Consider the following 25,455-nt stretch of genomic DNA (forward strand, 5'->3'; position numbering starts at 1 on the left):
CCGCACACGCTCTACAATGAGGTTATGTCGGAACTTACAGATGACTTCGAATACGAACGCCGCTTCTTCTGCCGTGAATTTCCGGCCGAGTACGACGACGGCGACACCCCGACGCTGATTGTTCAAAGCTACTATGTGCATGCCGATAACTATGCGTTGCGCATACGTCTCGCCTCGCATACGCTGCACGTTGATATGACATCTGATGTCGATCCGCTTGCTGTGCTTGAACAGTACCGCGAGCGCTTCACCGAAGCCTATGTGACCGTTAAAGGGCCATCTGTTGGAGGTACACGGTACGAAGTCGAGCGCGAGATTGATACGCGCATTGCCGCGGAGCTGGTCAAACGCGGCGGCGAAGTGATTATCAAGAATCGCTATTCCGTCTGGATTGCCGAAGATGGTTGGAGCATCGATGTGTTCGGCGGTGCCAATGCGCCGCTGATTGTCGCTGAAGCCGAACGATCCGGCCCGGTCACCAACCTGACTATTCCAAAGTTCTGCATCACGGAGATCACCGATCAGGCCCGATTCAATAATGATGGGCTCGCGGCCCGCCCGTTCAGCATGTGGGCAAGCGACTTTGAGGCCGAACTTGCCCAGAACGGCCCGCGATTCCAGCCCTATTTCGGCAAGAATCGCATAGTGTGACGTCTGGGCATGCTCGTTGCCTGCGTCTGCCCTGACTAACAATGATGGGCTCCCCTCAGCAAGGGCAGCCCATCAGAGAACCATCAGAGAACAATGCTCAACAGCTCAGCACACTCAGTACATCAGCGTGGCGAGGCGACGGCGTGCGCGCTTCAGTCGTTCATCAGTCGGCTCGGGAATCGCAAAGTATTCCAATAGGCGCTTACGCACCGGCTCGATATCCGCCTTATGTCCGGCTGCCAGGAAGTCCAGCAGGCGATCGAACGCATCCTGAATCTGACCACCGATCATATCGATATCGGCCACGGCAAGCTGTGCCTCAACATCATCCGGAGCGGCTGCGGCGGCAGCACGCACTTCGCGCACATTAGCCTGCCCAGAGCGTGCCAGCAGCAGCGCCTTGGCATGCTCGCGCGCGGCCAAGGTATCACCGGGATTCATTTCCAACACATGTGCATAAGCGGCGGCAGCACCTGCGTAGTCACCCTCCTCAGCCAAACGATGCGCTTCAGTGTGCTCTGGCGGCACCTGCTCAGCCCCGGCACCAGCAGCGCCGGCACTCTTGGCGGCATCGGAATCAGGATCGCCGGAGTATGGCGCAGTACCACTGACGCCCGCCTGGGCTGCGGCCTGAATAATCTTCGGAATCACTTCGTCGCACAGCTGCTTCAACTCATCGTCACCCGGCAGACCCTGCAGCAGCGGCATCGGACGGCCGCCAATCAGCGCGAACAGCGCCGGCGCACCCTGCACCTGCAACGCTTGGGCGATGGATGGGTTGGAGGCAATGTCAATACGAGACAGCTGAATCTTGCCTTCCAGCGCATTCACCGCATTACCCAGCGCACGCGCCATCGGGAACAGGCGATCATCGGTCGGCACCCACAGGAACAGCAAGATCGGGAAGGTCGCCGAGGTCTGCACCATGGCCTGGAACGTGTTCTCGGTGGTGTCGATCACATAACCGCCGGCTGCCGGGGCTCCGCCTGCCTGCCCCGGCTCGGCCTTGACCTGATGCTTCAACGCTTCCAAATCGACGGCCCCGGCCAAGGAAACACCGGGATGGAACTGCTGATCAGCCATATTCTGCCTCCACGCTTAATAACGCATAGTCACACATACTTGCGCCTATAACAAACGATGCTGGAACTGATTGTAGTTCCAGCATCGAAATTGGGCTCCGCTTGCCGCGTAACGGTAACGGATGCAACGCGCGTAACGGACGTAACGTCCTTACAGCGCCTCCACCTTGACCGGCTGACGGTCGGCGCCTACAGCGGTAATCTGCGCGCCATCAGCGGCCTGCGGAATATACAGCGCCACAACATTCACATACGTGACCTTCATGGTGCTGGTGTACGACTCGGAGTTATAGAGAATCTTCTCATCATCGGACGCGGGCTGAGACTCACGACCATCACCGGCCTTACGGGTCCAGACCGAATCAATACGGCCCACTACCAGATCGCCACCGTCGGCCGTGCGCATGATCCACATCTGATCGGGCACCGCCGTGAAGGTCTGCTCCTGCGTGCCGTTGTTGCGCGCAATACCTTCCTGTACGGTGTTCGTCAATGTGGCGATGCGCTGGCGCAGCATATCGTCGGCGAACGTCGATGCATACTTACTGTTCGAACCGTTCTGCAGCACATCGGCATATTGGGTCAGCGCGTCGGACGGCGTGGTCACCAGACCTTCATCCTTGGCGGTGCCCATTTGCGAGCCCGATGTCGGCACCTCGAACTTCGGCATGCTCACACCGTCGAACAGTCGGGCCATGGCCACCAGCTTGTAGTTCTCACGGGCGCTGTTCTGGTTCAGCACCAGCAAACGCTGCGACTGCTGATCCTCAGTGGTAGTGGTGATGGTGAACACCGAACGCGGCCAACCATCTTCCGTGGGAATCACCACTTGGGCAACATCCTTCGGAATAGTGGCGTACTTGTTCATGCTGCCGCTCTTCTGGGCAATGGTCACCTGGCTGGTGCGAATCTCCAGCTGCGGACCGCCCATCACCGTCTTGTACTCATCCGCCGAACGAGCCTCATCGGCCTTGTCCAAGGTCTTCAGAATCTTTGTGCGGGTTTTCTTCTCCTGGGCTTCGGTCAAATCCGGAGTCGCCTTGGACGAGGAGGGCTCAGTCGCAGTAGGCAACTGTCCTTCGCAAGCGCCCAGAGGAAGCACCAGCGCCAGCACAGCGGCTGCAGCCACGCCCATTTTGGTCACGGTATTCCAGCGCTTGATCATCGATTCGACTCCTCTTCGCCATTGGATTCGCCGGCATCAGTGTGCTCGACTTCCTGAGCCAGGCGAGCAAAGTATGCCTGCAACTCATCTGATGTAATCACCGAGGTCGCCTGCTCATCCAGCGGCTGTGCCGGTGACGGATGCTCAGCCACTGCGGCACCCGGCTCAGTCCAAGCAGACTGTTGCGCAGGTTCCTGCGCAGCCTGAGCCTGCTGGTCGGCCACCAGATTGCGCGCGGACGGATCGACAATCACCGGTGAAGTCATCTCGACGGATTCCTCTTCAGCAGCCTTGCGCCCACGGCGATGCGAGGCATGACGGCGATGCTTGCGGGAAGGCGCGGATTCGGGCAACTTGGCATTGACCAGCCCCTGTTCGGCGCGCTCGGCGAACGACAAATCCGTATGAATCGTAGCCTTGCCTTCCACCATGCGCTTACGACGCTTATGCGGCGGCATGGCGAACACCGATGCGCACAGTATGGCGACTACGGCCAGCAATCCGCCGGACAGGTAGAACGGCATCGCGAAGTCCGGCACCTGCGAACGCACCCAGTTGAGCGACACCGTGGCTCCCGTGCTGCCGCCGCCCTTACCGAGATCGATAATCGCCATAGTGGAATCATCGGTTTTCTCGCTGGTCAGCATCACGCCGTTTTTGCCGCACTTGACCTGCGACCACATATCGGAATCCTTGAACGCCACCGCATCGGCCTCATTGGTGGCCGTGTTCTGGCCGGTGGCTTTGCCGGTCTGTGTGGCCAGCGTGTTCCAAGACTGCAACCCGCTGATGCGCATATAGGAGCTTTCGGAGGCCACCCAACCGGCCACGTCCTTGGACGATCCCAACGCCACGCAGGTCTGGGTCTTGGTGGAAGCGGGGTTGACGCTCAACGTGACTTTCTTATCGAGCAGCGAAAGCACTCCCGGGTCGGTCACGATATATCGGGCGCCCACAATGGTGGATGTTGCAGTGATCTCACTCGAGGGTTTCCACATCGTGGCGTTCAGCACACCCAATACCACGGATGCCACGGCCAGCAGGCCGAAAATTGGTGTCACGATGCCTCGCATGATCATGGCATGACGAGTCGGGCGCGCCGCGCGCTTGGGCTCGCTCTCCTGATCTGGACTCTTGGTCTGTTCTTGAACACTCATAACGACACCATTCTACAATCTTCACCTGTCTATTACCTTGGAACGCGAAAAATCAGGGTTTACCGGTACGCTGGAGAGCCATGCGTAAGTCTTATTTCCAGCCGCTGCTTAAAGCTGCGGCGTTGGCCTGCTCGTTGGCCATGTGCGTCTCACTCGCAGCCTGCTCCAGCTCGTCATCATCCGATTCCAAGAACTCCTCCAAGTCCTCCGCCAACCAGATTGCCGGCGTAACCGCCAAGGGTAAGCTCGGCGAGAAGCCGACCATCTCCTTCAATGCACCGATGACCGTGTCCGACGGCTCCTATGTGGTGCTCCAGCAGGGCAATGGCGACACCATCGAGGACGGCGATCGCGTCTGCGCCCAGGGCATCGCGCTGAACGCCAAGGACGGCACCGAGCTGATGGACACATGGACCAAGAACACCCCGGACTGCTCAATCAAGGTGGACTCCTCCACGCTGTCCTCCACCTACTACAACCAGATCAAGGGCGCGAAAATCAACACCACCATTGCCTTTGGTGTGAACGATACTTCCTCCAGCTACTCCTATATCATGGCGATGACCTTCGTCTCCAAGTCCAAGGATCTTGAGAAGGCCACCGGCGAAGAAGTCAAGGATGTGCCGGCCAACCTGCCGAAGGTGACCCGTGCCAAGAACGGCAAGCCCTCGATTGATATGAACGGTCAGGGCGCAGCGGATTCGCTGGTCGCGCAGACGCTGATTAAGGGCTCCGGCAAGAAGTTGACCGACAAGAACACTGTGGTGGTCAAGTACTCCGGTTGGCTCACTGATGGTACCCAGTTCGATTCGTCCTGGACCAAGAACACTACACTTGATGCCGATCTGTATTCCGGCGGTCAGCACACGGTGATCACTGGCTGGCAGAAGGGTTTGGTCGGCCAGACCGTCGGTTCCCAGGTGCTGTTGGTGATTCCACCGGATGAGGGCTATGGCACCACTGCTCAGGGCTCGATTCCCGCGAACTCCACGCTGGTGTTTGTGATTGATATTCTTGCCGCATACTAACAGCCACCAACCATTGCGGTTGTTTCTTTACGGGGAGTTTCGGATTGTTCCGGAACTCCCCTTCTTATACTCTCGGCCCTCTTGTCAGGAAGCTGCTCCGGCTGCATTATCACCGGTTGCCTGAAGGGCAATTCGTGAGCATAAGTCTTTTCGGCATGCGGTACGTTACAGTGGGTGCCTATGCGCATTATTGTTGCCGACTGCTCGGCCGAATACTCCGGCCGACTCAACGCCACACTTCCGCTGGCCAAACGTGTACTGCTTATCAAGGCTGATTCCAGCCTGCTGATCTTCTCCGAACTGGGCTCCTATAAACCGCTCAACTGGATGACCGCGCCATGCACCATCAAGGAGCTCACTCCGAACTTTTCGCGCGAAAAGGACGCAAATCACGTGTCCGAACCCTCCCAAACGTCCTTTTCGCACGAAACGGACGGGAAGGGGGCGGAAAAAATACTGCGCGTCACCGCCGATAAAGGTTCGGATGTACTGGAAGTCACGCTGCAGCACGTGTATTCCGATGAATCCTATGACTTGGGCGAGGATCCCGGACTGATCAAAGACGGCGTGGAGGACCACCTGCAGCGCTATCTTGCCGAACAGATCGAACGCATCGGCAAGGGCGCCAAGTTGGTGCGCCGTGAATACCCGACCGCCATCGGTCCGGTGGACATTATGGCCATCAATGCCGAAGGCGAGCATGTGGCGGTGGAGATTAAGCGTCATGGTGGCATTGATGGCGTTGAACAATTGACCCGATACTGCGAGCTGCTCAACCGTGACCCGCTTTTGGCTCCGGTGCATGGCATCTTCGCCGCGCAAACCATCACTCCGCAGGCGCAGGTGCTGGCCAAGGACCGAGGCTTTACATGTCTGATTCTCGATTATGACGATATGAAAGGCACTGAGGATGATTCTTTGCGTCTGTTCTGACGCTACTGCCTGCGACCGCGGCGGCTATTGCCTCAGCAACAAGTAAGGGGTTGTGCTCTGAACACATCAGAGCACAACCCCTTACTTCGTTATCGCGCTAGCAGTGCGACTCAGGCCTCCACGCTGGAGTACTGGACGTCGCGGCCACGCTCGACCGCTACGGTGAGCTTGTTCGAGTCGAAGGAGATGAATCCGTCGCTTACGTCGAACATATGGCGATTGCCATCGGGCTCAACCACGGTGAGCGTACCCTGCTTGATTACCGTGAGCACAGGCTCGTGATCCGGCAGGATACCCATGCCGCCTTCAGAGGCGGGGATGGTCACGCTGGCTGCTTCGCCGTGCCACACGGGATGGTCGGCAGCGACGATGTTCACCTTCATCGTGGTCTTTTCCGATTCAGCCATCACTCACCCAGTTCCTTCTGCATGTTGTGCCACTTCTCTTCGAGATCGTCGATGCCACCGATACCGGAGAATGCCTGCTCCGGAACGTCGTCGTACACGCCGTCGCAGATGCGGGTGAAGGCTTCGATAGTCTCGTCGGCCGGCACGTAGGAGCCCGGGCGACCGGTGAACTTCTCAGCCACGTAGAAGTTCTGGCCGAGGAACTGCTCGATACGACGAGCACGGTTCACGGTGGTCTTGTCTTCCTCAGAGAGCTCGTCGATACCAATCAGGGCGATGATGTCCTGCAGCTCCTTGTTACGCTGCAGAATGGCCTTGACGCGGTTGGCGCACTCGTAGTGAGCCTGGCCCACGTAACGCGGATCGAGGATTCGCGAGGTGGAGCTCAGCGGGTCCACTGCCGGGTAGATACCCTTGGAAGCAATGTCACGGGACAGCTCGGTGGTTGCATCCAAGTGGGCGAAGGTCGTGGCCGGAGCCGGGTCGGTGTAATCATCGGCCGGCACGTAGATGGCCTGCAGCGAGGTGATGGAGTGGCCTCGCGTGGAGGTGATGCGCTCCTGCAGAGCACCCATCTCGTCGGCCAGGTTCGGCTGGTAACCCACTGCGGAAGGCATACGGCCCAGCAGCGTGGACACCTCGGAACCTGCCTGAGTGAAGCGGAAGATGTTATCGATGAACAGCAGCACGTCCTGGTTCTGCACGTCACGGAAGTACTCTGCCATGGTCAGTGCGGTCAGCGGCACACGCAGACGGGTACCCGGCTGCTCATCCATCTGGCCGAAGACCAGAGCGGTCTTCTCGAGCACGCCAGCTTCGTCCATTTCACCGATCAGATCGTTACCCTCACGGGTACGCTCGCCGACGCCTGCGAACACGGACACACCGCCGTGGTTCTGGGCCACACGCTGAATCATTTCCTGAATCAGCACGGTCTTGCCCACGCCTGCGCCGCCGAACAGACCGATCTTGCCGCCCTGCACGTACGGGGTCAGCAGATCGATGACCTTGATGCCGGTCTCGAACATCTGGGTCTTGGATTCCAGCTGATCGAATGCCGGCGGGTTGCGGTGGATAGGCCAGCGCTCGGTAACGGTGATCTGCTCGTCCGGCTTCTTGTTGAGGATGTTACCGGACACGTCAAAGACGTGGCCCTTGGTCACATCGCCAACCGGCACGGAAATCGGAGCACCAGTGTCGTATACCGCGGCGCCGCGCACCAGGCCGTCAGTCGGCTTCAGTGCCACGCAGCGCACGGTGGAGTCACCGAGGTGCTGTTCGACTTCGAGAGTGATCTCGGTCGACTTGGCTTCGCCTTCCTCCTTGGCGCCCGTGTTGACGATGGTCACATGGAGGGCGTTGTAGATGTCGGGCATATGGCCGACCGGGAACTCAACGTCGATAACCGAACCCTGGACTCGGGTGACGCGTCCGTGAATCGGCTCGCCGTTGGTCTCGGAAGCCACAGTGGTCTGATTCTCAGCCATAGTGCGTTCCTACTCTTCCTTTGTGTTCAGTGCATCAGCACTGCCGATGATTTCGGTAAGTTCCTGGGTGATCGAAGCCTGACGGGAAGCATTGAGCTTACGGGTCAAATCATCGACCAGATTGCGTGCGTTGTCCGTTGCCGTGTGCATGGCGTTCTGGCGGCTTGCGGTCTCGGATGCCGCGGCAGTCAGCAGACATTCGTGGATACGGGACTGAACGTACTTCGGCAAGATGGCGTCCAGTACTTCGTCCAGGCTCGGCTCGAAGGCATACAGCGGCGGAATGTCCTCCGCGGCCTTTTCATTCTCCGGATCCGGAACCTTGGCTTCGCTCTCCACGATCTCGACAGGCAGCATGCGCAGCACACGCACCTTCTGAACCACCATGTTGATGAACTCGGTGAAGACAATGTAGAGCTCGGAAACTCCACCCTGCTCCGCCGGCTTCATGTAGGCGTCCATCAGTGTGTTGGAGATCGTCTCGGCGATCTCGACGCCGGGCTGATCGGTGTCGCCTTCCCATGTGGCCGCCACGTCACGGTTGCGGTACTTGTAGTACGTCGAACCACGACGGCCGTACACGAACAGCTCCGGCTGCTTGCCATCCGCCTCAAGACGGGCCAGCAGCGATTCCGTTTCACGGATAATCGAAGAGGTGTACGGGCCGGCCATGCCACGATCCGAGGTGAGGGCGAGAACAGCCACGCGAGGGTTGTTCTCGTCCTTCACTGCAATCGGATGCGTGATATGGGTATGTGCCACCAACGCTTGCACGGCATCGAAAATCGCATCGGTGTACGGCTTCGCGTTCAGGGCCACATCGCGGGCCTTGGCGATATGCGAAGACGCAATCATCTCCTGAGCGTTGAAGATCTTCTCCAACGACTCAGTGGAGTGGATGCGTGATTTCAATGCGAGTTGCGAGCCCATGGCTTACTTCTCTCCCGCCACGATCTTTTCCTGTTCGACCGGAGCGGCCTTGGAGGTGTCAGGCTTCTTGTCGATCAGCGGCTTGCCGCTGGAGGTCACGAAGGTGGCACGGAAGGCATCCACAGCCTTGGCGAGGGCAGCCTCGGTGTCGGCGGTGAAGTCCTCGGTCTCGCGGATGGTCTTGAGGATATCGGTGTTGTGGTCGAGGTAGTCCAGCAGACCCTGCTCGAACGGAAGCACGTCTGCCAGCTCGAGATCATCGAGCTTGCCGTGGGTACCAGTCCACACGGAGACGACTTCCTGTTCCATCGAGTACGGGTGGAACTGCGGCTGCTTCAACAGCTCGGTCAGGTGAGCACCACGGGTCAGCTGAGCCTTGGATGCCGCATCCAGATCGGAGGCGAACATGGCGAAGGATTCCAGCGAGCGGTACTGCGCCAGGGAGATCTTCAGCGTACCGGAGACCTTCTTCAGTGCCTTGGTCTGTGCAGCGCCACCGACTCGAGAGACGGAGATACCGACGTCCACAGCAGGACGCTGGTTGGCGTTGAACAGGTCGGACTGCAGGAAGATCTGACCGTCGGTGATGGAGATCACGTTGGTCGGGATGTAGGCAGACACATCGTTTGCCTTGGTCTCGACGATCGGCAGACCCGTCATCGAACCGCCACCGAGGTCATCGGAGACCTTGGCGCAGCGTTCGAGCAGACGGGAGTGCAGGTAGAACACATCACCCGGGTAAGCTTCACGCCCCGGCGGACGACGAAGCAGCAGGGAAATCGAACGATAGGCTTCAGCCTGCTTCGACAGATCGTCGAAGACGATGAGCACGTGCTTGCCGTTGTACATCCAGTGCTGGCCGATGGCGGAGCCGGTGTACGGGGCAATGTACTTGAAGCCTGCGGAATCGGAAGCCGGGGAGGCCACGATGGTGGTGTACTCCATAGCGCCGGCGTCTTCCAGGCTCTGCTTCACCGAGGCGATGGTAGAGCCCTTCTGGCCCACGGCCACGTAGATGCAGCGCACCTGCTTCTTCGGGTCGCCGGATTCCCAGTTGGCCTTCTGGTTGATGATGGTATCGATCGCGATGGCGGTCTTACCGGTCTGGCGGTCGCCGATGATGAGCTGGCGCTGGCCACGGCCAATCGGGGTCATCGCGTCGATGGCCTTGAGGCCGGTGGACAGCGGTTCGTCGACCGGATGGCGGTGCATCACGTCCGGAGCCTGGGCTTCGAGGATGCGGCGGCCTTCGCTCTTGATTTCGCCGAGGCCGTCGATCGGCTTGCCCAGCGGGTCCACGACGCGGCCAAGGTAGCCGTCGCCGACAGGCACGGAGAGCACTTCGCCGGTACGGCGCACTTCCTGGCCTTCCTCAATTCCAGCGAAATCGCCGAGGATCACCACGCCGATTTCACGGGCGTCAAGGTTGAACGCCAGGCCGAGCGTGCCGTCTTCGAACGTCAGCAGCTCATTGGCCATGCAACCAGGCAACCCCGTCACGTGGGCAATGCCATCGCCTGCCGTGGCGACATATCCCACTTCCTGAGTGGGGGTGTCGCTCGGCTGGTAGGACGACACGAAGTCGTCCAAGGCCTTGCGAATCGAGGCGGGATCGATGGTCAGTTCTGCCATGATCACTCCTTCTATTGGTTATTGTTCAGTCAAGTCTTTGCTTGTGTTCCGCTGCGCGGCAGGTACTGTTGGCACCCAGTCGCTCAGTTGCTGCCCGCTTTCACGGTGCGGTTGAGGTGCTGCAGCTGGGCCACCACGGTGTTATCCGTGACTTCATCGCCCACCTGAATGCGCATACCGCCCAGCACGCTCGGATCGACCACGGAGTTGATATGCACCGGACGTCCGGCCTTGGCCGAGTAGACCTTGACAAGACGTTCGATCTGCTCCTTCTTCAATGGGGTTGCGGTGGTCACCGTGACCATCGACTCGCCCATGTGACGGGAGAACTTGTTAATCAACCACTGGATGGTCTCCAGATAGCGGCGGCGGCGCAGATTGCAGGTGGCGTGCTCGGCAAGCCTCATCGTGATCTTGTTCAGACCCTTGCCTTCGAAGATCTCGCGGAACAGCTTCACGCGAGCTTCGCTGGGAGCCTGATCGTCGTACAGCTTGGCGCGCACGACAGGCAAGGTCAGCAATGCTGAATGCAGTCGAGAAAGCTCAATGGATACCTGCAACGTAGCGTCAGTGGCATCGGCGTAGTACATCATGGCGTCCACACCGAAGTCCTCCACCGCGTTGGCAATATCGCGGGCGCGGCTCCAACGACGGGCAACCAGATCGGTCATGATCTCCACCGTCATCGGATGGGCTTCGCCCTTGAACAGTTCATTCAGCACCGCAACCTTATCGGCTACAGGTCGAGATGGATCGGTCAGTGCGCGTTCCAACGCGATGTTGTGATCCAGCACACTGGTGATCTTGAACAGTTCGTTGCCGATTCGCCATGCATCCTCACGGGTGTCACGCAGCTTCGGGGCCAGCGAATCACGCGACTCGCGGTCTGCAATACGAGATGCCTCTCCTCGCATGGTCACCTCCCTTTCTGGTTACGGATGTTCCTGACGATGTTCACGGTCACTTCTTGGCGTCCAGGTCTGCAATCATGGAGTCAATCATCGAGGACTGCACATCGCTGTCCTGAAGCTTGGCACCAAGAATCTTGCCGGCCAGAGCGGTAGCCAAAGCACCGACCTCGCCCTTGAGCGAGACCATGGCCTGCTGCTGCTGGGATTCCAGCGAACGCTGAGCGTTGGCGGTAATCTGAGCGGCATCGGCTTCAGCACGGGCGCGGGCATCGGCAACGATATGCGATGCTTCGGCACGGGCGTCGTCGCGAATCTTGGCGGCTTCCACGCGGGCGTTGCTCAGCTGGCTCTCATACTTGGCCTTGGCTTCAGCAGCTTCCTTCTGAGCCTGTTCTGCCTTGGCGATACCGCCTTCAATCTTGGCGGTACGCTCATCAAAAATGGCCTGGAACTTCGGCATGAAGAACTTGTAGAAGAACACCGCGATGATGGCCAGAATAACCAGCGACCACACGATGTCGTAGACCTCGGGGATGAACAGGTTGATGCCGTTCTCTTCCGCTAAAGTCATTGCCGTTCTCCTTTCATAGCTTCATTTCCGTTTGCGATTGCTTCGTTACCGCCGGCCGGCGTGCGCCGTGCGGCAGGCAACGGACGCGATCACTGGAAGATGAAGCCGGCCACCAGTCCGAGGAGGGCCAGAATCTCGACGAATGCCAGGCCCAGGAACATCAGGGTCTGCAGACGGCCGCCGAGCTCAGGCTGACGAGCGGTACCTTCGATGGTCTTGCCGATCAGAATGCCCAGACCGATGCCAGGGCCGATGGCGGCAAGGCCGTAACCGATTGCGTTGAGATTACCAGCGACCTCAGCGAGGGTGATGATATCCATGGGTTTTTCCTTTCTGGTTTTTCTTCTGTAACGAAGGAAATCTTGAAAATCTTGGGAATTCGGAAGCCTGCGAATAGCCAGCGATACACGCTTTGGCTGATCACTCGGTTTCCGGGTAGCTCATGTTGATGTATGCAGTGGTCAACATGGCGAAGATGAATGCTTGCAGTGCCGCGACCAGGATCTCGAACAGGGTCATGATCAGACCTGCGGCAAGCGTGCCGACACCGAGGATGGACCACAGCTTGTTCGGAATCTCGATGAGGAACCACTGGGTGGCGGCAAGGCACACGCCGACGGTGATGTGGCCGGAGACCATGTTGGCGAAGAGTCGCAGGGTCAGGGAGACCGGGCGAATCACCAGCAGTTCCAGAATCTGAATCGGGGTCAGCAGAATGTAGATCGGCGCGGGCACACCCTTCGGGAAGAGCTCGTCCTTGAGGAATGAGCCAAGGCCCTTTTCGCGAATGCCGGCGATCCAGTACTGGCAGAAGCACCAGCCTGCGAAGACCAGCGGCATCGTGATGGTTGCGGTGGCTGCAATGTTGAAGCCGGGGATGATGCCGCACAAGTTGAACACCAGAATGGTGAAGAACATCGTGGTAATCATCGGCAGATAGCGCTGACCGCGCTCCTTGCCCATCACCTGGTACACGATCTGGTCACGCACGAATTCGATGACCCATTCCACGGCACCCTGCCAACGACCAGGAATCAGCTTGGCGCGTGCGGCGGAGATGCCGAGGATGACCAGCATGATTACCGTGGCGATGATACGCACCATGATGATGCGGTTCAGCGCAAAGGGAGTTCCCTGGAAGAGAATCTCTGGAAGAAGGAAGTCGTTAACGGTCGGGAATTTCGGACCGTCCGCGGCCAAAGCCAACCCATTCAAAAGGGCTTCGTTCATTCTCACGCCTCCTGCTTCTTCAATGTCAGGTGTCAGTTTAGACCAGCGAGGTGGCCAAATGTGACGTATGCGTTACTTCTGGGGCCTCGCCTCGGAGCTCGCCGGGCGTGGACTGGAGTCGACGCTGCGGCATTCGGCTCCGAATGACTGAAAGGTGATTATTGGCCTGAGTTGGGACAATGTCAACATGGCGGAAAATCCTTGGCGTGTCTTGTGTGAAACCTACTGCGCTGTAGGCTTACCGCATTGTTATGGTTTATTTACCAATATGTCTTGTCTATTAGACGGACACCCATAATGTGCTGCATTTCGATCATTATATTGTCCACATAATGAAAATGTTGCTGTCCGATAACCGGACAGCAACAGTCATATGCACCGTGCAGCAACTCACATTCCGCGAATCACCCGACTCTCGTTGCAGAGGAGCCATTCGCGGGCAGCGGACCGAGGGGCAGTCAGACCTGAGGAATCACCCCGTAGCCGTCATGCAGGAATGGCTCGAAGCCATCCTTACGTGGGCCTCCCGGCACATGGCGAATCGACCGGTCGGTGCCAAGCTTCTTTTCTTTCCTCAGTTCCGGCACCTCGCTCAGATCGTATGGCGTGGTCTGATACACCCAGTTCAGCCAGTTGCGCCACAGCAGGTTGCCATGCGCACGCCAGCTGAACAGTGGCTCCAGCGTCGGGTCGTCGTGCGGGAAGTAGTTTTTCGGGAACGGCACATTGGTCAGCCCCTTGGCCATATCGCGCTCGTACTCTTCGGCAAGCGTGTACTTGCCGTACTCCCAATGCCCCAGTGCGAACACTTCGGAGAAGTCACGCGTGGCCACCAGTCCTGGACCGGACTGCGGGCCCCACGTGAGCACCTGCAAGTCCTGCTTTTTCAACGCCAGATCCGCTTCGTTCACCCCCGCCAGACGCGAATGCGGCTGCAACGCGATCTCATCGAATCCATTGGTCAGGAAGCAGTATTCATCTTGCAGATACTGAGGGAACACGCCGAAGATTTTCTCCGGGTAATCGACTTTACACACGCCGTATCGGTAATACAGCGCGCCCATAGCACCCCAGCACAGGTACATGGTGGAGAACACATGGGTGGATGCCCAGTCGAGGATGGTTTTGAATTCCTCCCAGTAATCCACGTCCTCGAACGGCAGATGCTCCACTGGAGCGCCGGTCACCACGAAACCGTCGTAATAATTGTCTTGGAACGCATCCAACGTCTCATAGAACTTCACCAGATGGTCGGCGGAAACGTGCGTGGCCTCATGGGTGGAGGTCTTCATGAAATCGATCTCGACCTGCAACGGACTTTTTGAGATGAGGCGAAGCAACTGCGTTTCGGTCTCGATCTTCTTAGGCATCAGATTCAAAATCACCAGTTTGAGCGGGCGCACACGCTGACGCTCTGCTTCGGGCTTCTCAAGAGCGAAGATGCGCTCCGAGTCGAGAATGTCACGGGCCGGCAGGCCACTGGGAATTTTGATAGGCATGTTCTCATTATGGCCGCGAATCGGATATGTTGCACCTTGCATGCGCAACTTTGCGCCGCGGACCACATAGATTCCGCTTATGACGCGCACAATTATCATCCAAAACACCAGCCGCGACACGCCGATGGGAGTTACATATTGACATATTTTGATTCAACAGTATTGTAGATAGAGCTGTCTGAAAGACAAGCCGACGCGGGGTGGAGCAGCTCGGTAGCTCGCTGGGCTCATAACCCAGAGGTCCATGGTTCAAATCCATGCCCCGCTACTACAAGAACAAGCCGGAATCCAAATGGGTTCCGGCTTTTTCGTTGCCACGGCCAGCGATCCAGCGGTACAGCGCCAGCAGTCACCAGCTCCGAATGTCACATATGCCGCTGCCGCTCAGGAGCCGATAGCAATCGCAACACCGTGGCTGTCACTGTTCCATTCGGCGTTTGCGCGCAATCACCAGCACGATGAGGCCAACAGTCAGCGCCGATGCGGCAATCCCTGCCATGGGTATCGCACTGGATCCGGTATGGGAAAGCGGCTCCGGTTCCTCGGACTCCTCCTCAGGCTCAGGCTCCTCCTCTTCGCAAGGTTCTTCGCATTCCTCCTCGCATTCGCGCACACGCGTACGCTCCCATGCATCGTCATATCGGCTTGCCGCTGGCATGACCCGGTCATCACCTTTGAACTCCCACACGAACACATACCACCCGTGCTGCTCAGCCACTAGATTCATCGGATCACCGTTCGCATCCGGAATGCCGGAACCCACTTTGAACGTGCCGTTCTTCGCTGGAATATCCCATGTAACAAGCAGCTTATGATGTTCATCTTCCTGAGGAACCTCAGCACCTGCCGGCTTATATGCCTCATCTTTGGAAGCATCGAACGGATCTCCCGCCCACCACACACTCACTTGCGCATGCGGCCGGTCGGCACCGAACCCATAATCCTTGTTGCCGGTAAAACTGCCGTGATCTTCCGGGAAGCCGGAAATCGTAATGGTGTCGCTCAACTCAGCACCAACAGCAGCGGAATGTTCGGTCACCGTGGATTCCACTTCAAGCTTGCTCCTGTTCGAGTTGCTTTCAGCGGTTTCCAAAAACGTACTGCTCCAATCACCAACAAGATATTCTTGCGCTTCCTTGCTTTGGTGTGTTTTACGGAACACCCACACCCAGGTGCCGAATCCTCCTGAGCTTGGTGTCACATACGGCTTGCTGCCATCAGGCTTGGTCATAGCCTGCACACGCGCGTGCTGATTAGGACCGGTAAACGATACGCTGCCATACGCCGATGGCTTATATCCATCGCCCTCAATGTTCGCTATGTAGTCATCCGCGCTTTGGCCAGTTCCGGGAGCAAGCATCTTACCTAAATCCTCTTTCGCCAAGCCATCGAAATAGTAGCCCTGCGCCTCAAGCAACATATTTGGCACCCAGTGGCTGTCCGCATCAGCCACCCCGCTGGTCACCTCGTCGAACACCTGCGAACCAGCATCCAACACTTTGTCGGAAGCCACAGTCGAAACCGATGGTGTGAAATCCTTGCGCACCTTGAAGTTCACCGCTTCGCCGGGCGTGGCGCTCATCGAATCGAATGCCATCATGTCCTGCAAGCCAATCATGCGCTTGAGCTGTCCGGAATCATAGGACGTAGTCGCCTTGACCGTGCCCCGCCCTGTGGCTTTCCAAGTGAAACTCTTGGCCGATGACTGCGAAGTATCACTGATGCTCGCCTTGCCATTCGCGGCGAACACCGCAGGACCTTCCAACGTCACGGTGAACGGCACGCCGGCAATCGGCTGCTGCGCACCATTGGTCACCGCTACCTTGACTTCGCCCTGCCGAAGGCCTTCGGCATAGGTGCGCTCCACCGTGGCGTTCGCCGGCGCATGGCGTTCCGCTTCAGCCCAAATCTCCGCCGCGCGGGCGATGATGTCCGCGCGAGTGGATTCAATCACCTTTCTATGCGATCCCCAGCTCGCGGCTCCGTACTTATCCTGTACGACCACCGCCACCGCAGCATGATCAAGCGTGCTGGCACTGCGGTACTTATCCAGAAGCCAAGCCACTCGAGCCGCATATTCATTCTTGACTATTTCAATCGGACCGATCTCATAATCAGTGAGAATTCCCGCCTCAATGCAGTAGAACTGGCTGCCGTCCGGACTGATTCCAGCCATCCCTACCGCATACTGCTGCCCACCGTGGTGGTACAGCACATAGGTATTGCTTGGCGCCTGCGTCAGCGAAGCTGCCTGCGCTGTAACCGGCAGCCCAACTAGCACGCCAAGCATCAGCGCCATACCCACTGCCATGGCACCGATTGCCATCATTCGTTTCCTCAACCATGAAGTCTTCATGCTCGTCCTTTCGCCGTGAGGATCGCTCGCGTCGTTGCGAGCCGATAGCCCCTGAGCATGGCAGATTGCAGCCGTTGAACGCTTGTTTTTTGACCCATGTGGTTCGAGCTTGCCGTTTTCCGGCGAGTTGTGGATAACTTGGGTATCGAGTTATCCACTTCAAGCCATTTATCGAACGTTCATCCAAAAGTTGTCCACAATGCACGCCAAATGTTGGATTCCCCTTAGAATGGGCGGTATGGCAGTACAACATAGCGCGGATTCGCGCACATATTCCGACAACAACTCCAAGGCCGTTGAGGCCGCTCAGACCGCAAAGGTCTCCAAGTCCGCCAAGTCGGCGAAGTCAAAGACGACCACCCGATCCAAGGCCGCACAAGCATCCAAGACCACCAAGACCACTCGCAAGCGCGTCGATGCGGAAACCGCACGCGCCAACGCAGCCCTCAAGGGTCTGACCGGCGAAGCTCCGGCTCCCACCATTGAGGCCAAGGAACTTGGCCAGTTTGGCCGCATCAACGTTATGGACATCACTCCGAACGAGGAACGCGGCATCTACCCGGCTCGCGTGGAACTTGGCGAACCGTTCAAGGTGACCGCCCAAGTGTTCATCGAGGGTCGTACCAAGGTGGGCGCCACCGCCATCGTGCGTAACGCCCGCGGCAAGGAAATGCTGCGCCGCGCCATGACCTGCACCAATCCTGGCCTCGACCGCTGGGAAGTCACGCTGAAGTGCGGCGAGCATAGCGATCTGAAGCCTTGGGAAGATGGTCACGCCGCAATCAAGCGTCAGCTTGGCGAATGGACCGTGACCATCGAAGGCTGGGAAGATACCTACAAGTCCTGGCTGCACGACGCCCGCATCAAGGTGAAGGTCCATGACGATGTGGACAACGCTTTGAACTCCGGCGCCGAGCTGCTGGCCCGCTGGGCGGTGACTCCGGACGCCGGACTTCCGGCCCGCGAGCGCAAGGCTCTGCAGCAGGCCGCTGAAACAATGGCTGATGAGTCCTTGAGCCCCGAGGAGCGTCTGGCCGCTGGCGACAACCCGCATATCGCCGCCTTGCACGAGTCCAACCCGCTGCGCGACGGCATCTCCCCCAGCCAGCCGCAGCGCTTCAAGGTGGAGCGTCCGAAGTCCAGCTTCGCCGCCTGGTACCAGTTCTTCCCGCGTTCCGAAGGCGCCACAATCGACCCGAACACCGGCAAGATCATTCAGGGTACGCTGAAGACCTCGATTGCCGGTCTTGAACGCGCTAAGAAGGAAGGCTTCGACATTGTCTACCTGCCGCCGATCTTCCCGATTGGTGTGACCAACCGTAAGGGTCGCAATAATTCGCTGGTCGCCGGTCCCGACGATCCGGGTTCCCCGTTCGGCATTGGCTCCGAGCTCGGCGGCCACGATACCGTTGACCCGCTGCTCGGCACGATGGATGATTTCAAGGCCCTGACCGCCCGCGCTCATGAGCTGGGCCTCGAAATCGCCCTTGATTTCGCACTGCAGTGCTCTCCTGATCACCCGTGGGTCAAGCAGCACCCGGATTGGTTCCGCCACAAGCCGGACGGCACCATCGCCTTTGCCGAGAACCCGCCGAAGAAGTATCAGGACATCTACCCGATTGACTTCAACGCCGATATGCCCGGCATCGAGAAGGAAGTCGAGCGTGTGCTGAACCTGTGGATCGACGCGGGCGTCACCATCTTCCGTATCGACAACCCGCACACCAAGCCGGTTCGCTTCTGGCAGGATGTGATCGCCGCCGTGACGCGCAAGCACCCGGAGATTCTGTTCCTGGCCGAGGCTTTCACCCGCCCTGGCATGATGCGCGCGCTGAGCTACGTGGGCTTCACCCAGTCCCACTGCTACTTCCCGTGGCGTAACACCAAGGAGCAGCTGGAGGAGTACCTGCCGGTCACCAATGGCGACGACGGCTACTACCAGCACAACACCTTCTGGCCCACCACCCCGGATATCCTCACCGCCTATGTGCGCGACAACGGAATCGCCGGCCATTGCGTGCGTGCGGTGCTCGCCGCCATGGGCTCGCCGAGCTGGGGCATCTACAATGGCTTCGAGCTCATCGAAAACAAGCAGCGTCCTGGTTTCGAGGAGCAGATCGACAACGAAAAGTATGAGGTCAAGGTTCGTGACTGGTCCAAGGCCGAGCGTTATGGCGTGGCCAAGATGCTCATTGCGCTGAACAAGATCCGTCGCGCTCACCCGGCTGCGCTGAGCTACCATAACCTGACCATCCTGCCCACCTCTGATCCGAATATTCTGGCATTCGCCCGCCATACTCCGGCCGAACTGACCGGCACTGGCCAGGCGGATACGCTGATTGTGGTGGTCAACCTCGATGGTCACAACGCGCATCAGTCGATGGTGCACGTTGAGCTCGGCGAGCTTGGTCTGCCCACCGACCGTCCGCTGACGGTGCGCGATGAGCTGACCGGCCGCGAATTCCAGTGGGGCTGGGACAACTACGTTTCGCTCGCCCCGTGGGCTGACGTGGCGCACATCCTGTCGGTGCAGTGAAAACCCGATGATGCCGACTTGCGCAGTCGGTAGTAGTGTGTGTAACGAATAGTTTCCAGATAAGGAGATAAACAATGGCAGAAACCTTCAACGTTGTGGTCGAGATTCCGCGCGGCTCCAAGAACAAGTACGAAGTCGACCAGGAGACCGGTCGCGTGTTCCTGGACCGTGAGCTCTTCACCGCTATGGGTTACCCGGATGACTACGGCTACATCGAGGGCACCCTGGGCGAGGATGGCGATCCGCTGGACGCCCTCGTGATGGTCACCAACTCCGTGTTCCCGGGCTGCGTGATTGAGTGCCGCGCTGTTGGCCTGTACCACATGGAAGACGAAGAGGGCGGCGACGACAAGGTGCTGTGCGTGCCGGCTGACGTGCGCTACGACGGTGTCAAGGACGTCAAGGATGTCAACGAGTACCACCTCGCTGAGATCAAGCACTTCTTCGAGCAGTACAAGGCCCTGGAGCCCGGCAAGGAAGTCAAGCCCGGCGATTACTGGACTGGTGCGGACGTGGCCGAGAAGGAAATCAAGGAGGCGCGTGAGCGTCTGGCCGAGGCGTCTAAGTGACAGCCCAGTGAGCTGTCACTAGCCGAGGTGAGCGGCTATGCCGCGAAGGCGCGTGAAACGCGCACGGCGAAGTGATTTCCGTCAGGACAGCCCAGTGGGCTGTCCGCGGCCACGTGCGAAGACGCGACAGCGGCTGAGCCAATAATGAGCCAGCCGAAGGCTGTCCGTAATTGCAGGACCGTGGCCGAGAAGGAGATCGCTGAAGCCCGCGAGCGCCTCGCCGCTTCCCAGAAGTGATTTCGACTGCGCTTCAGCGTAATACAGCATGACGAAAGGCTCCCTCGGGGGCCTTTCGTTGTATCAGGCGTCGGTTTCACCGACATGTTCTCCATGGCCGCTCTCCCTCCGTCCGGCTTCGCCGTCCACCTCCCTCAACAGAGGGAGGCATTATTAATCGCCCCTAGTGTTATGATGATGTTTTGTCTTTTCAACTAGGCGTAGGCGGCGTGTGGGAACGCTGGTCGAGGCCCATCGCACGAAGACGATTCGGCGATGAACCTTTTGCACTCTCTATGATTTCGATAATCATCCAAACCCTGTTGATTTCCATTTCCTTCTCCATGGACGCATTCGCCGTGTCTATCGGCAAAGGCCTCACCGTTCATAAAGTCCGCACGGTGGATGCCATCAAGACCGCGCTGTGGTTCGGCGGCTTCCAAGCGTTATTCCCTTTGCTTGGATATTTTGCCGCATCCGCATTCAGCTCATATGTCACCGAATTCGATCATTGGATCATTTTTGCTCTTCTGGCGTTCATCGGCGGCAACATGGTGCGTGAGGCGTTCGAAGAACCTGAGGAGAACGCCAAGGAAACCCCGCAGTTCGACTGGAAGCATATGCTGCCTCTCGCCGTGGCATGCAGCATCGACGCGTTTGCCGTGGGCGTGAGCTTTGCGTTCATGAAAACCAATGTTGTTTTCGCTGTGACATGCATTGGCGTGGTCACCGGCCTGTTCTCCGCGGCAGGCTTGTACATCGGACGTATTTTCGGATCCCGCTGGCAGCAGCCATCGCAGATCGCCGGTGGCGTGGTGCTGATCCTCATCGGCGTTAAAGTGGTGCTCGAACACCTCGGCATCATTGCTTTCTGACCCTAATCCTCACTATGTATGCGGCACAACGTACGTACCGCATACATAACGCCGATTCAATGCCGAAAACCCTCACTATGTATGCGAGTACATGGCTGGTACGCATACTTAGCGCCGCCACTCCACCGAACGGCGTAGGATAATACGGAGCATTTGACTTTTCGAGAGGTTCATATGACCGAGATCACTCAGAAGAATTGGAAGCACAAGGCGTTGAGCATGCTGCTGACCCAGCTGACCGCCTATGTGCTGCTCATCGCGGCCACAGCTATTCCTACGCGCAGCATGTTTCCGGCGATTCCACTGATTATCGCGGCATTGGTGCTGGGTGAGTTCGTGCTGTTCTGGCCTTTCCGCGGCTCCACGTTGGATCGTGCGGTTACCATCGCGTTCGGCGTGGCATCGCTGATTTTCGTCGCGGTACCTTTCCCCTCCAACGATATTCCACCTGAGCAGATGTCCAAGAACGGCGATGCCTACCCGTGGTATTCCTGGGCAGTGGCCGCCGGTCTGCTGCTCGTGGTGCTCGTCATCTTCTCCTTCGGCCGTCAAATGGCCCGCAAAGAACGCTCTCATCTGATTCGCGCCCTCTCCCATGCCGTGACGTCCGGTGTGGCCGCCATCGCAGTGGCTGGCTGGTGTTTCCTTCCCGCGCTTGGCTCCATGCTGCTCAAAGGCGACACCGAAAGCACCATCACCATCATCGCGCTGGTGATTCTAGCGCTGGCGCTTGCTGTGGCATCCACGCTCTGGGTTCGTGATGCCGACCCGGATCCGACGATTCGCCATCCGTGGATCGGCACCGGTCTGTTGCCGGTCATGCTCATGGGCGTCACCATTGCGTCCGCCACATTGATTCTCGCCCGCCTCGGCGCCTGAATCAGACTTAGTCCATCAGCCAAAACCCACTATGCGTGCGCTGTCTGTGAACCATATCGCAGACAGCGCACGTTCATATTCCGCAAAGGTACACCCCTGTCCCGTACGCGCGCGTACAATAAAGGACAACGTGACGGCGCTGACGTGAGAGCGTCCGTCTCACAGGTCACATATCGGTACTGTTCGTGAGCTACCTTGCGAATGTAAGCATGAGGGGGAATCAACGTGACGGATTTGACGTTGATGACATTCGCCAGCGACCCCGCCACCGTGTTGCCATCCCTTGCTCTGCTCTCCCATCGCGTGCGCGTGCTGCCCATGGACGCAGCCAGCCTGGTAAAGATGCCGGAGAACACCATTCTCTTCCTTGACGCCCGCGACGACTTGGCCACCGCGAAAACCCTGTGCCGATTGATTCACGCGTCCGGGCTGTCTACGCCGATCGTACTGGTGTTGACCGAAGGCGGTTTTACCGTGGTCAACTCCCAATGGGGCATCGCCGACGTGGTGGTCACCACCGCTTCTCCCGCCGAGGTCGAAGGCCGTCTGCGTTTGGTATCCGAACGAGGCAATGCCCCGGCTACCACCGCTTCCGGTTCAACTTCCGAACCGACCACCACGGTGGAAGATGGTCAGATTCGTTCCGGCGACCTGATTGTGGACACTAATGGATACACCGCTTCCCTGCATGGCCGTCCTATTGACTTGGCGTACAAGGAATTCGAGCTGCTGAAATACTTGGTGCAGCATCCCGGTCGCGTGTTCACGCGCGCTCAGCTGCTGCAGGAAGTATGGGGCTACGACTACTACGGCGGCACCCGCACCGTGGATGTGCACATCCGTCGTCTGCGCGCCAAACTCGGCGGCGAATACGAGCATCTCATCGGCACGGTGCGCAATGTGGGCTACCGTTTCGACCCGCCTGAAAACGACCGGGGCGATGCAGCCGCTCAGGAAGCTGCCAAAGCAAACGCGCACAACACTGCTGAGGCCGACGGCATTGCCGGCCAAGCTGCGTAAGACCATCTTCCATGCGCGAAAGTAAAACCGCTCGCATCGCACGCATGCACAATGAATATGCTGTGCTCTGCCAAGTAATCCCAACGCCAAAATGCGCGCTGCACTTCACATCTCCGCTGGAACTGCTGATTGCCACGGTATTAAGCGCGCAAACCACCGATAAACGCGTCAACACAGTCACTCCCGAACTGTTCGCCACCTATCCGACTGCTGCGGCATTGGCTGCAGCAAATCCCGCACAGGTTGAGGATATTATTCATCCGCTCGGCTTCTACCGATCCAAAACACAGCATTTGATTGGCTTGGCCACTGCTCTGGATGAGCAGTTCGACGGTGTGGTGCCGCATACGATGGATGAGCTGACGAGTCTGCCGGGCGTAGGCCGCAAAACCGCGAACGTAGTGCTGGGCAATGCGTTTGGAATCCCCGGCTTTCCGGTCGATACGCATGTGATGCGTGTGACAGGTCGGTTGCGTTGGCGTTCGGATTGGCGGACCGCGCATCCTGATCCGGTCAAAATCGAAAAGGAAATCACCGCGTGCTTCCCTCCTGAGGAGTGGACCGATCTGAGTCATCGACTGATTCTGTTCGGTCGTGTCACCTGTCATGCGCGCAAACCTGACTGCGCGCACTGCCCGCTGGCACAGTCCTGTCCAAGTTTCGAACCTGCAGCATAAGCCCCTGATGTGCGATAGCGACTTGCATAGGGCCGCGGCGCTACACTGGGCCGTATGCAGCATAGGAAAGCGAATCGTCACAGCAATGCACACGGATTGAGGAATTGGGGTATTTTCCTCGGCGTAGCCTGCGCACTGGCCGCTGCAGTATGTGCGGGGCTGTTCTTCATGGGCAATCGCGGTTCAATCGACGATTTGATGTTGCCTGAACCGGGCGGCACAGTGAAGGTGGGCGTCACCGATCTGCCGCAATCATTGGATGTCCGTTCGCAAAGCTCTCCTGCCGCCGAACGCATATTGCTGGACAACGTGTACGAAACCCTGATTCGCGTTGACCAGAAGAACCAGCTGCAACCATCGCTCGCCACCAGTTGGAAAATCTCAAGCGACGGGCTTACCTACACCCTGAGCATTGTCGACAAAGTCAGGTTCTCCAATAATCATCCTTTGGACGCCTCCGACGTGGTGTGGTCCCTGCAGCAGGCAGTCTCTCAAGATCATGCCGATGTGGATCAGCTCGGTGAACTCAAATCCATCACCAATCCCAACGCTTCTACCGTGGTCATCACCTTGGCCAAGCCAAATCCCACACTGCTGCGCGCACTGTCCGGCAGACTCGGCATCGTCTATGATTCCGAAGCCGGCGATGTTGACTACAGCAAGCAGGCCGTAGGCTCCGGCCCATTCACCGCCTACCTTGACACCGGCAGGCGCCTCACACTGACTGATAACCGCGAATACCACGGTGATCATCCCCAAGTCAACAACATCATGTTCGTTAAGGAAGCCGACGAGGCAACGCTGATCAAGCAGCTCAAGGCAGGCGACCTTGACATGGCGATGCCGGCCAGCACATCAGTGGCGCAGGAATTCGCCGCAGCAAGCGGATTCAAAGTCAGCGAGGGCACCACAACCAGCAAAGTACTGTTGGCATTCAACAATGGTACGGATTCGCTGATGTCGGACGAGCAAATCCGCAAAGCCATGCGTCACCTGATTGACGCCTCGGCCATCGCCTCCAGTCAGCCCGACTCAGCCGGGCCACTGGGCGGCCCCATCAGTCCGCTGGAGTCTGGATATGAGGATCGAACAGGGGACTTTCCGCACAATGTAGGCACAGCGCGCACCATGCTCGGCTTCTTCAGTCCAGAATTTATTCAAACAGTCAACTTGGTAGTCACCGAACGCTACCGTACATTGGGCGAGAACATTGCCCAGCAAATCAGCCAAGTACCATTACCGAAAGTCAACCTTGAAGTGGTCTCCGACGAGGATTATGCCAAGCGCATCCAGGATGGTGCATGGGAGCTGACCTTGATGAGCATGGACGATACCGATGATGCCGGCACCTTCGCGAATCCGGATTCCATGTTCCATTACGATCATGCGGAAGCCGAACAGGCGTATGCATCCGCGCGCGAAGCAACCAATGATCAGGAGTATGCCGAACGTATGAAGGCCTATGCGAAGATTCTTAGCGAGGATGCGGCCAGCGACTGGCTGTATACGCGCAAATGCTTCACCGTGGCCAGCGATACGGTATCCGGCTACCCGACGTCGCTGATCGAGACGCGCATGCCATTGGTCTCGCTGAAGAAGAATCAGCAGTAGTCTTTCCGCCGGTTATTCCTTGTCATACAACAT

The 25,455-nt window shown here is 58.3% G+C and carries 23 protein-coding genes and 1 tRNA gene; 11 read left to right on the plus strand and 13 right to left on the minus strand.

The window, feature by feature from the left end:
* Positions 1–24: 24 nt before the first annotated feature.
* Positions 25–651: a CYTH domain-containing protein gene (locus JS530_RS00465; protein WP_214375327.1), complete on the plus strand. Its 627-nt coding sequence runs from the start codon at positions 25–27 to the stop codon at positions 649–651.
* Between the two features lie 114 nt (positions 652–765).
* On the opposite strand, the gene JS530_RS00470 is transcribed toward JS530_RS00465, so the two are convergent.
* The 3 genes from JS530_RS00470 to JS530_RS00480 all read right to left on the minus strand — a co-directional run bounded on the left by JS530_RS00470 (position 766) and on the right by JS530_RS00480 (position 4,055).
* Positions 766–1,734, minus strand: coding sequence for a tetratricopeptide repeat protein (locus tag JS530_RS00470; protein ID WP_214375328.1), 969 nt, complete (start codon positions 1,732–1,734; stop codon positions 766–768).
* A gap of 150 nt (positions 1,735–1,884) precedes the next feature.
* The gene (locus JS530_RS00475) at positions 1,885–2,898 is read right to left on the minus strand and encodes a DUF8094 domain-containing protein (RefSeq protein WP_214375329.1); all 1,014 of its coding nucleotides are present in this window, start codon (positions 2,896–2,898) and stop codon (positions 1,885–1,887) included.
* On the minus strand, positions 2,895–4,055 hold the full coding sequence (locus JS530_RS00480) for a hypothetical protein (protein WP_214375330.1): 1,161 nt from the start codon (positions 4,053–4,055) through the stop codon (positions 2,895–2,897). Before JS530_RS00480 ends, JS530_RS00475 begins: the two co-directional genes overlap by 4 nt.
* An 80-nt stretch (positions 4,056–4,135) precedes the next feature.
* On the opposite strand from JS530_RS00480, the gene JS530_RS00485 reads away from it, so the two are divergent.
* A complete protein-coding gene (locus JS530_RS00485; protein ID WP_240541014.1) occupies positions 4,136–5,083 on the plus strand; it encodes an FKBP-type peptidyl-prolyl cis-trans isomerase in 948 nt (315 codons plus the stop codon).
* 180 nt (positions 5,084–5,263) lie between these two features.
* Positions 5,264–6,016, plus strand: coding sequence for an endonuclease NucS (gene nucS, locus JS530_RS00490; RefSeq protein ID WP_214375331.1), 753 nt, complete (start codon positions 5,264–5,266; stop codon positions 6,014–6,016).
* A 110-nt stretch (positions 6,017–6,126) separates the two neighbouring features.
* Here nucS and JS530_RS00495 read toward each other — a convergent pair whose 3' ends face one another.
* The 9 genes from JS530_RS00495 to JS530_RS00535 form a co-directional block, all read right to left on the minus strand.
* Positions 6,127–6,423: a F0F1 ATP synthase subunit epsilon gene (locus JS530_RS00495; protein WP_214375332.1), complete on the minus strand. Its 297-nt coding sequence runs from the start codon at positions 6,421–6,423 to the stop codon at positions 6,127–6,129.
* Positions 6,423–7,910, minus strand: coding sequence for a F0F1 ATP synthase subunit beta (atpD, locus tag JS530_RS00500; protein ID WP_100493374.1), 1,488 nt, complete (start codon positions 7,908–7,910; stop codon positions 6,423–6,425). The genes JS530_RS00495 and atpD overlap by 1 nt, the downstream gene beginning before the upstream one ends.
* A 9-nt stretch (positions 7,911–7,919) precedes the next feature.
* A complete protein-coding gene (locus JS530_RS00505; RefSeq protein WP_214375333.1) occupies positions 7,920–8,840 on the minus strand; it encodes a F0F1 ATP synthase subunit gamma in 921 nt (306 codons plus the stop codon).
* Positions 8,841–8,843: 3 nt separating this feature from the next.
* Complete coding sequence (gene atpA / locus JS530_RS00510) at positions 8,844–10,472, minus strand: F0F1 ATP synthase subunit alpha (protein ID WP_100493372.1); 1,629 nt, start codon at positions 10,470–10,472, stop codon at positions 8,844–8,846.
* Positions 10,473–10,555: 83 nt separating this feature from the next.
* The gene (locus JS530_RS00515) at positions 10,556–11,386 is read right to left on the minus strand and encodes a F0F1 ATP synthase subunit delta (protein WP_214375334.1); all 831 of its coding nucleotides are present in this window, start codon (positions 11,384–11,386) and stop codon (positions 10,556–10,558) included.
* A 46-nt stretch (positions 11,387–11,432) separates the two neighbouring features.
* On the minus strand, positions 11,433–11,954 hold the full coding sequence (locus JS530_RS00520; RefSeq protein ID WP_214375335.1) for a F0F1 ATP synthase subunit B: 522 nt from the start codon (positions 11,952–11,954) through the stop codon (positions 11,433–11,435).
* Between the two features lie 89 nt (positions 11,955–12,043).
* Positions 12,044–12,274, minus strand: a complete 231-nt coding sequence (gene atpE / locus JS530_RS00525; protein ID WP_033890625.1) for an ATP synthase F0 subunit C — start codon at positions 12,272–12,274, stop codon at positions 12,044–12,046.
* Between the two features lie 100 nt (positions 12,275–12,374).
* Positions 12,375–13,184, minus strand: coding sequence for a F0F1 ATP synthase subunit A (gene atpB, locus JS530_RS00530; protein WP_214375336.1), 810 nt, complete (start codon positions 13,182–13,184; stop codon positions 12,375–12,377).
* 458 nt (positions 13,185–13,642) lie between these two features.
* A complete protein-coding gene (locus tag JS530_RS00535) occupies positions 13,643–14,683 on the minus strand; it encodes a homoserine O-succinyltransferase (RefSeq protein ID WP_214375337.1) in 1,041 nt (346 codons plus the stop codon).
* A 194-nt stretch (positions 14,684–14,877) separates the two neighbouring features.
* Between JS530_RS00535 and JS530_RS00540 the strand changes: the two genes are divergently transcribed.
* Positions 14,878–14,951, plus strand: a tRNA-Met gene (locus JS530_RS00540).
* Positions 14,952–15,101: 150 nt separating this feature from the next.
* Here the strand turns inward: JS530_RS00540 and JS530_RS00545 are convergent.
* Positions 15,102–17,039, minus strand: coding sequence for a cell surface protein (locus tag JS530_RS00545; protein ID WP_214375338.1), 1,938 nt, complete (start codon positions 17,037–17,039; stop codon positions 15,102–15,104).
* A 229-nt stretch (positions 17,040–17,268) separates the two neighbouring features.
* Between JS530_RS00545 and JS530_RS00550 the strand changes: the two genes are divergently transcribed.
* From JS530_RS00550 to JS530_RS00580, 7 genes are all read left to right on the plus strand, one after another.
* On the plus strand, positions 17,269–19,575 hold the full coding sequence (locus JS530_RS00550; protein WP_214375339.1) for an alpha-1,4-glucan--maltose-1-phosphate maltosyltransferase: 2,307 nt from the start codon (positions 17,269–17,271) through the stop codon (positions 19,573–19,575).
* A gap of 74 nt (positions 19,576–19,649) precedes the next feature.
* Positions 19,650–20,144 (plus strand): inorganic diphosphatase, encoded by a 495-nt coding sequence (locus JS530_RS00555; RefSeq protein WP_150379038.1) that lies wholly within the window; start codon positions 19,650–19,652, stop codon positions 20,142–20,144.
* Between the two features lie 512 nt (positions 20,145–20,656).
* Entirely contained in the window at positions 20,657–21,235 is a 579-nt protein-coding gene (locus JS530_RS00560; protein ID WP_214375340.1) for a manganese efflux pump MntP, read from the plus strand.
* Positions 21,236–21,409: 174 nt separating this feature from the next.
* Positions 21,410–22,114 carry a hypothetical protein gene (locus JS530_RS00565; RefSeq protein ID WP_214375341.1) on the plus strand — a complete coding sequence of 235 codons (705 nt, stop codon included), beginning with the start codon at positions 21,410–21,412 and terminating at the stop codon, positions 22,112–22,114.
* A 243-nt stretch (positions 22,115–22,357) separates the two neighbouring features.
* Positions 22,358–23,134: a winged helix-turn-helix transcriptional regulator gene (locus JS530_RS00570; protein ID WP_214375611.1), complete on the plus strand. Its 777-nt coding sequence runs from the start codon at positions 22,358–22,360 to the stop codon at positions 23,132–23,134.
* 11 nt (positions 23,135–23,145) lie between these two features.
* The gene (gene nth, locus JS530_RS00575) at positions 23,146–23,811 is read left to right on the plus strand and encodes an endonuclease III (RefSeq protein WP_214375342.1); all 666 of its coding nucleotides are present in this window, start codon (positions 23,146–23,148) and stop codon (positions 23,809–23,811) included.
* A gap of 54 nt (positions 23,812–23,865) precedes the next feature.
* Positions 23,866–25,422: an ABC transporter substrate-binding protein gene (locus tag JS530_RS00580; protein WP_214375343.1), complete on the plus strand. Its 1,557-nt coding sequence runs from the start codon at positions 23,866–23,868 to the stop codon at positions 25,420–25,422.
* The last annotated feature ends 33 nt before the right edge of the window (positions 25,423–25,455 follow it).

Origin of the sequence: Bifidobacterium colobi (assembly GCF_018555455.1) — a bacterium.
GTDB classification, from domain to species: domain Bacteria; phylum Actinomycetota; class Actinomycetes; order Actinomycetales; family Bifidobacteriaceae; genus Bifidobacterium; species Bifidobacterium colobi.

Coding starts and splice junctions, on each gene's coding strand:
- JS530_RS00505 (WP_214375333.1), bottom strand. CDS start 8,840: ATGGGCTCGCAACTCGCATTGAAATCACGCATCCACTCCACTGAGTCG.
- atpE (WP_033890625.1), bottom strand. CDS start 12,274: ATGGATATCATCACCCTCGCTGAGGTCGCTGGTAATCTCAACGCAATC.
- JS530_RS00520 (WP_214375335.1), bottom strand. CDS start 11,954: ATGACTTTAGCGGAAGAGAACGGCATCAACCTGTTCATCCCCGAGGTC.
- nth (WP_214375342.1), top strand. CDS start 23,146: ATGCGCGAAAGTAAAACCGCTCGCATCGCACGCATGCACAATGAATAT.
- JS530_RS00545 (WP_214375338.1), bottom strand. CDS start 17,039: ATGAAGACTTCATGGTTGAGGAAACGAATGATGGCAATCGGTGCCATG.
- JS530_RS00555 (WP_150379038.1), top strand. CDS start 19,650: ATGGCAGAAACCTTCAACGTTGTGGTCGAGATTCCGCGCGGCTCCAAG.
- JS530_RS00465 (WP_214375327.1), top strand. CDS start 25: ATGTCGGAACTTACAGATGACTTCGAATACGAACGCCGCTTCTTCTGC.
- JS530_RS00535 (WP_214375337.1), bottom strand. CDS start 14,683: ATGCCTATCAAAATTCCCAGTGGCCTGCCGGCCCGTGACATTCTCGAC.
- JS530_RS00515 (WP_214375334.1), bottom strand. CDS start 11,386: ATGCGAGGAGAGGCATCTCGTATTGCAGACCGCGAGTCGCGTGATTCG.
- JS530_RS00480 (WP_214375330.1), bottom strand. CDS start 4,055: ATGAGTGTTCAAGAACAGACCAAGAGTCCAGATCAGGAGAGCGAGCCC.
- JS530_RS00550 (WP_214375339.1), top strand. CDS start 17,269: ATGGGCGGTATGGCAGTACAACATAGCGCGGATTCGCGCACATATTCC.
- atpB (WP_214375336.1), bottom strand. CDS start 13,184: ATGAACGAAGCCCTTTTGAATGGGTTGGCTTTGGCCGCGGACGGTCCG.
- JS530_RS00580 (WP_214375343.1), top strand. CDS start 23,866: ATGCAGCATAGGAAAGCGAATCGTCACAGCAATGCACACGGATTGAGG.
- JS530_RS00470 (WP_214375328.1), bottom strand. CDS start 1,734: ATGGCTGATCAGCAGTTCCATCCCGGTGTTTCCTTGGCCGGGGCCGTC.
- JS530_RS00565 (WP_214375341.1), top strand. CDS start 21,410: ATGACCGAGATCACTCAGAAGAATTGGAAGCACAAGGCGTTGAGCATG.
- JS530_RS00570 (WP_214375611.1), top strand. CDS start 22,358: ATGACATTCGCCAGCGACCCCGCCACCGTGTTGCCATCCCTTGCTCTG.
- JS530_RS00485 (WP_240541014.1), top strand. CDS start 4,136: ATGCGTAAGTCTTATTTCCAGCCGCTGCTTAAAGCTGCGGCGTTGGCC.
- JS530_RS00560 (WP_214375340.1), top strand. CDS start 20,657: ATGATTTCGATAATCATCCAAACCCTGTTGATTTCCATTTCCTTCTCC.
- nucS (WP_214375331.1), top strand. CDS start 5,264: ATGCGCATTATTGTTGCCGACTGCTCGGCCGAATACTCCGGCCGACTC.
- JS530_RS00475 (WP_214375329.1), bottom strand. CDS start 2,898: ATGATCAAGCGCTGGAATACCGTGACCAAAATGGGCGTGGCTGCAGCC.
- JS530_RS00495 (WP_214375332.1), bottom strand. CDS start 6,423: ATGGCTGAATCGGAAAAGACCACGATGAAGGTGAACATCGTCGCTGCC.
- atpA (WP_100493372.1), bottom strand. CDS start 10,472: ATGGCAGAACTGACCATCGATCCCGCCTCGATTCGCAAGGCCTTGGAC.
- atpD (WP_100493374.1), bottom strand. CDS start 7,910: ATGGCTGAGAATCAGACCACTGTGGCTTCCGAGACCAACGGCGAGCCG.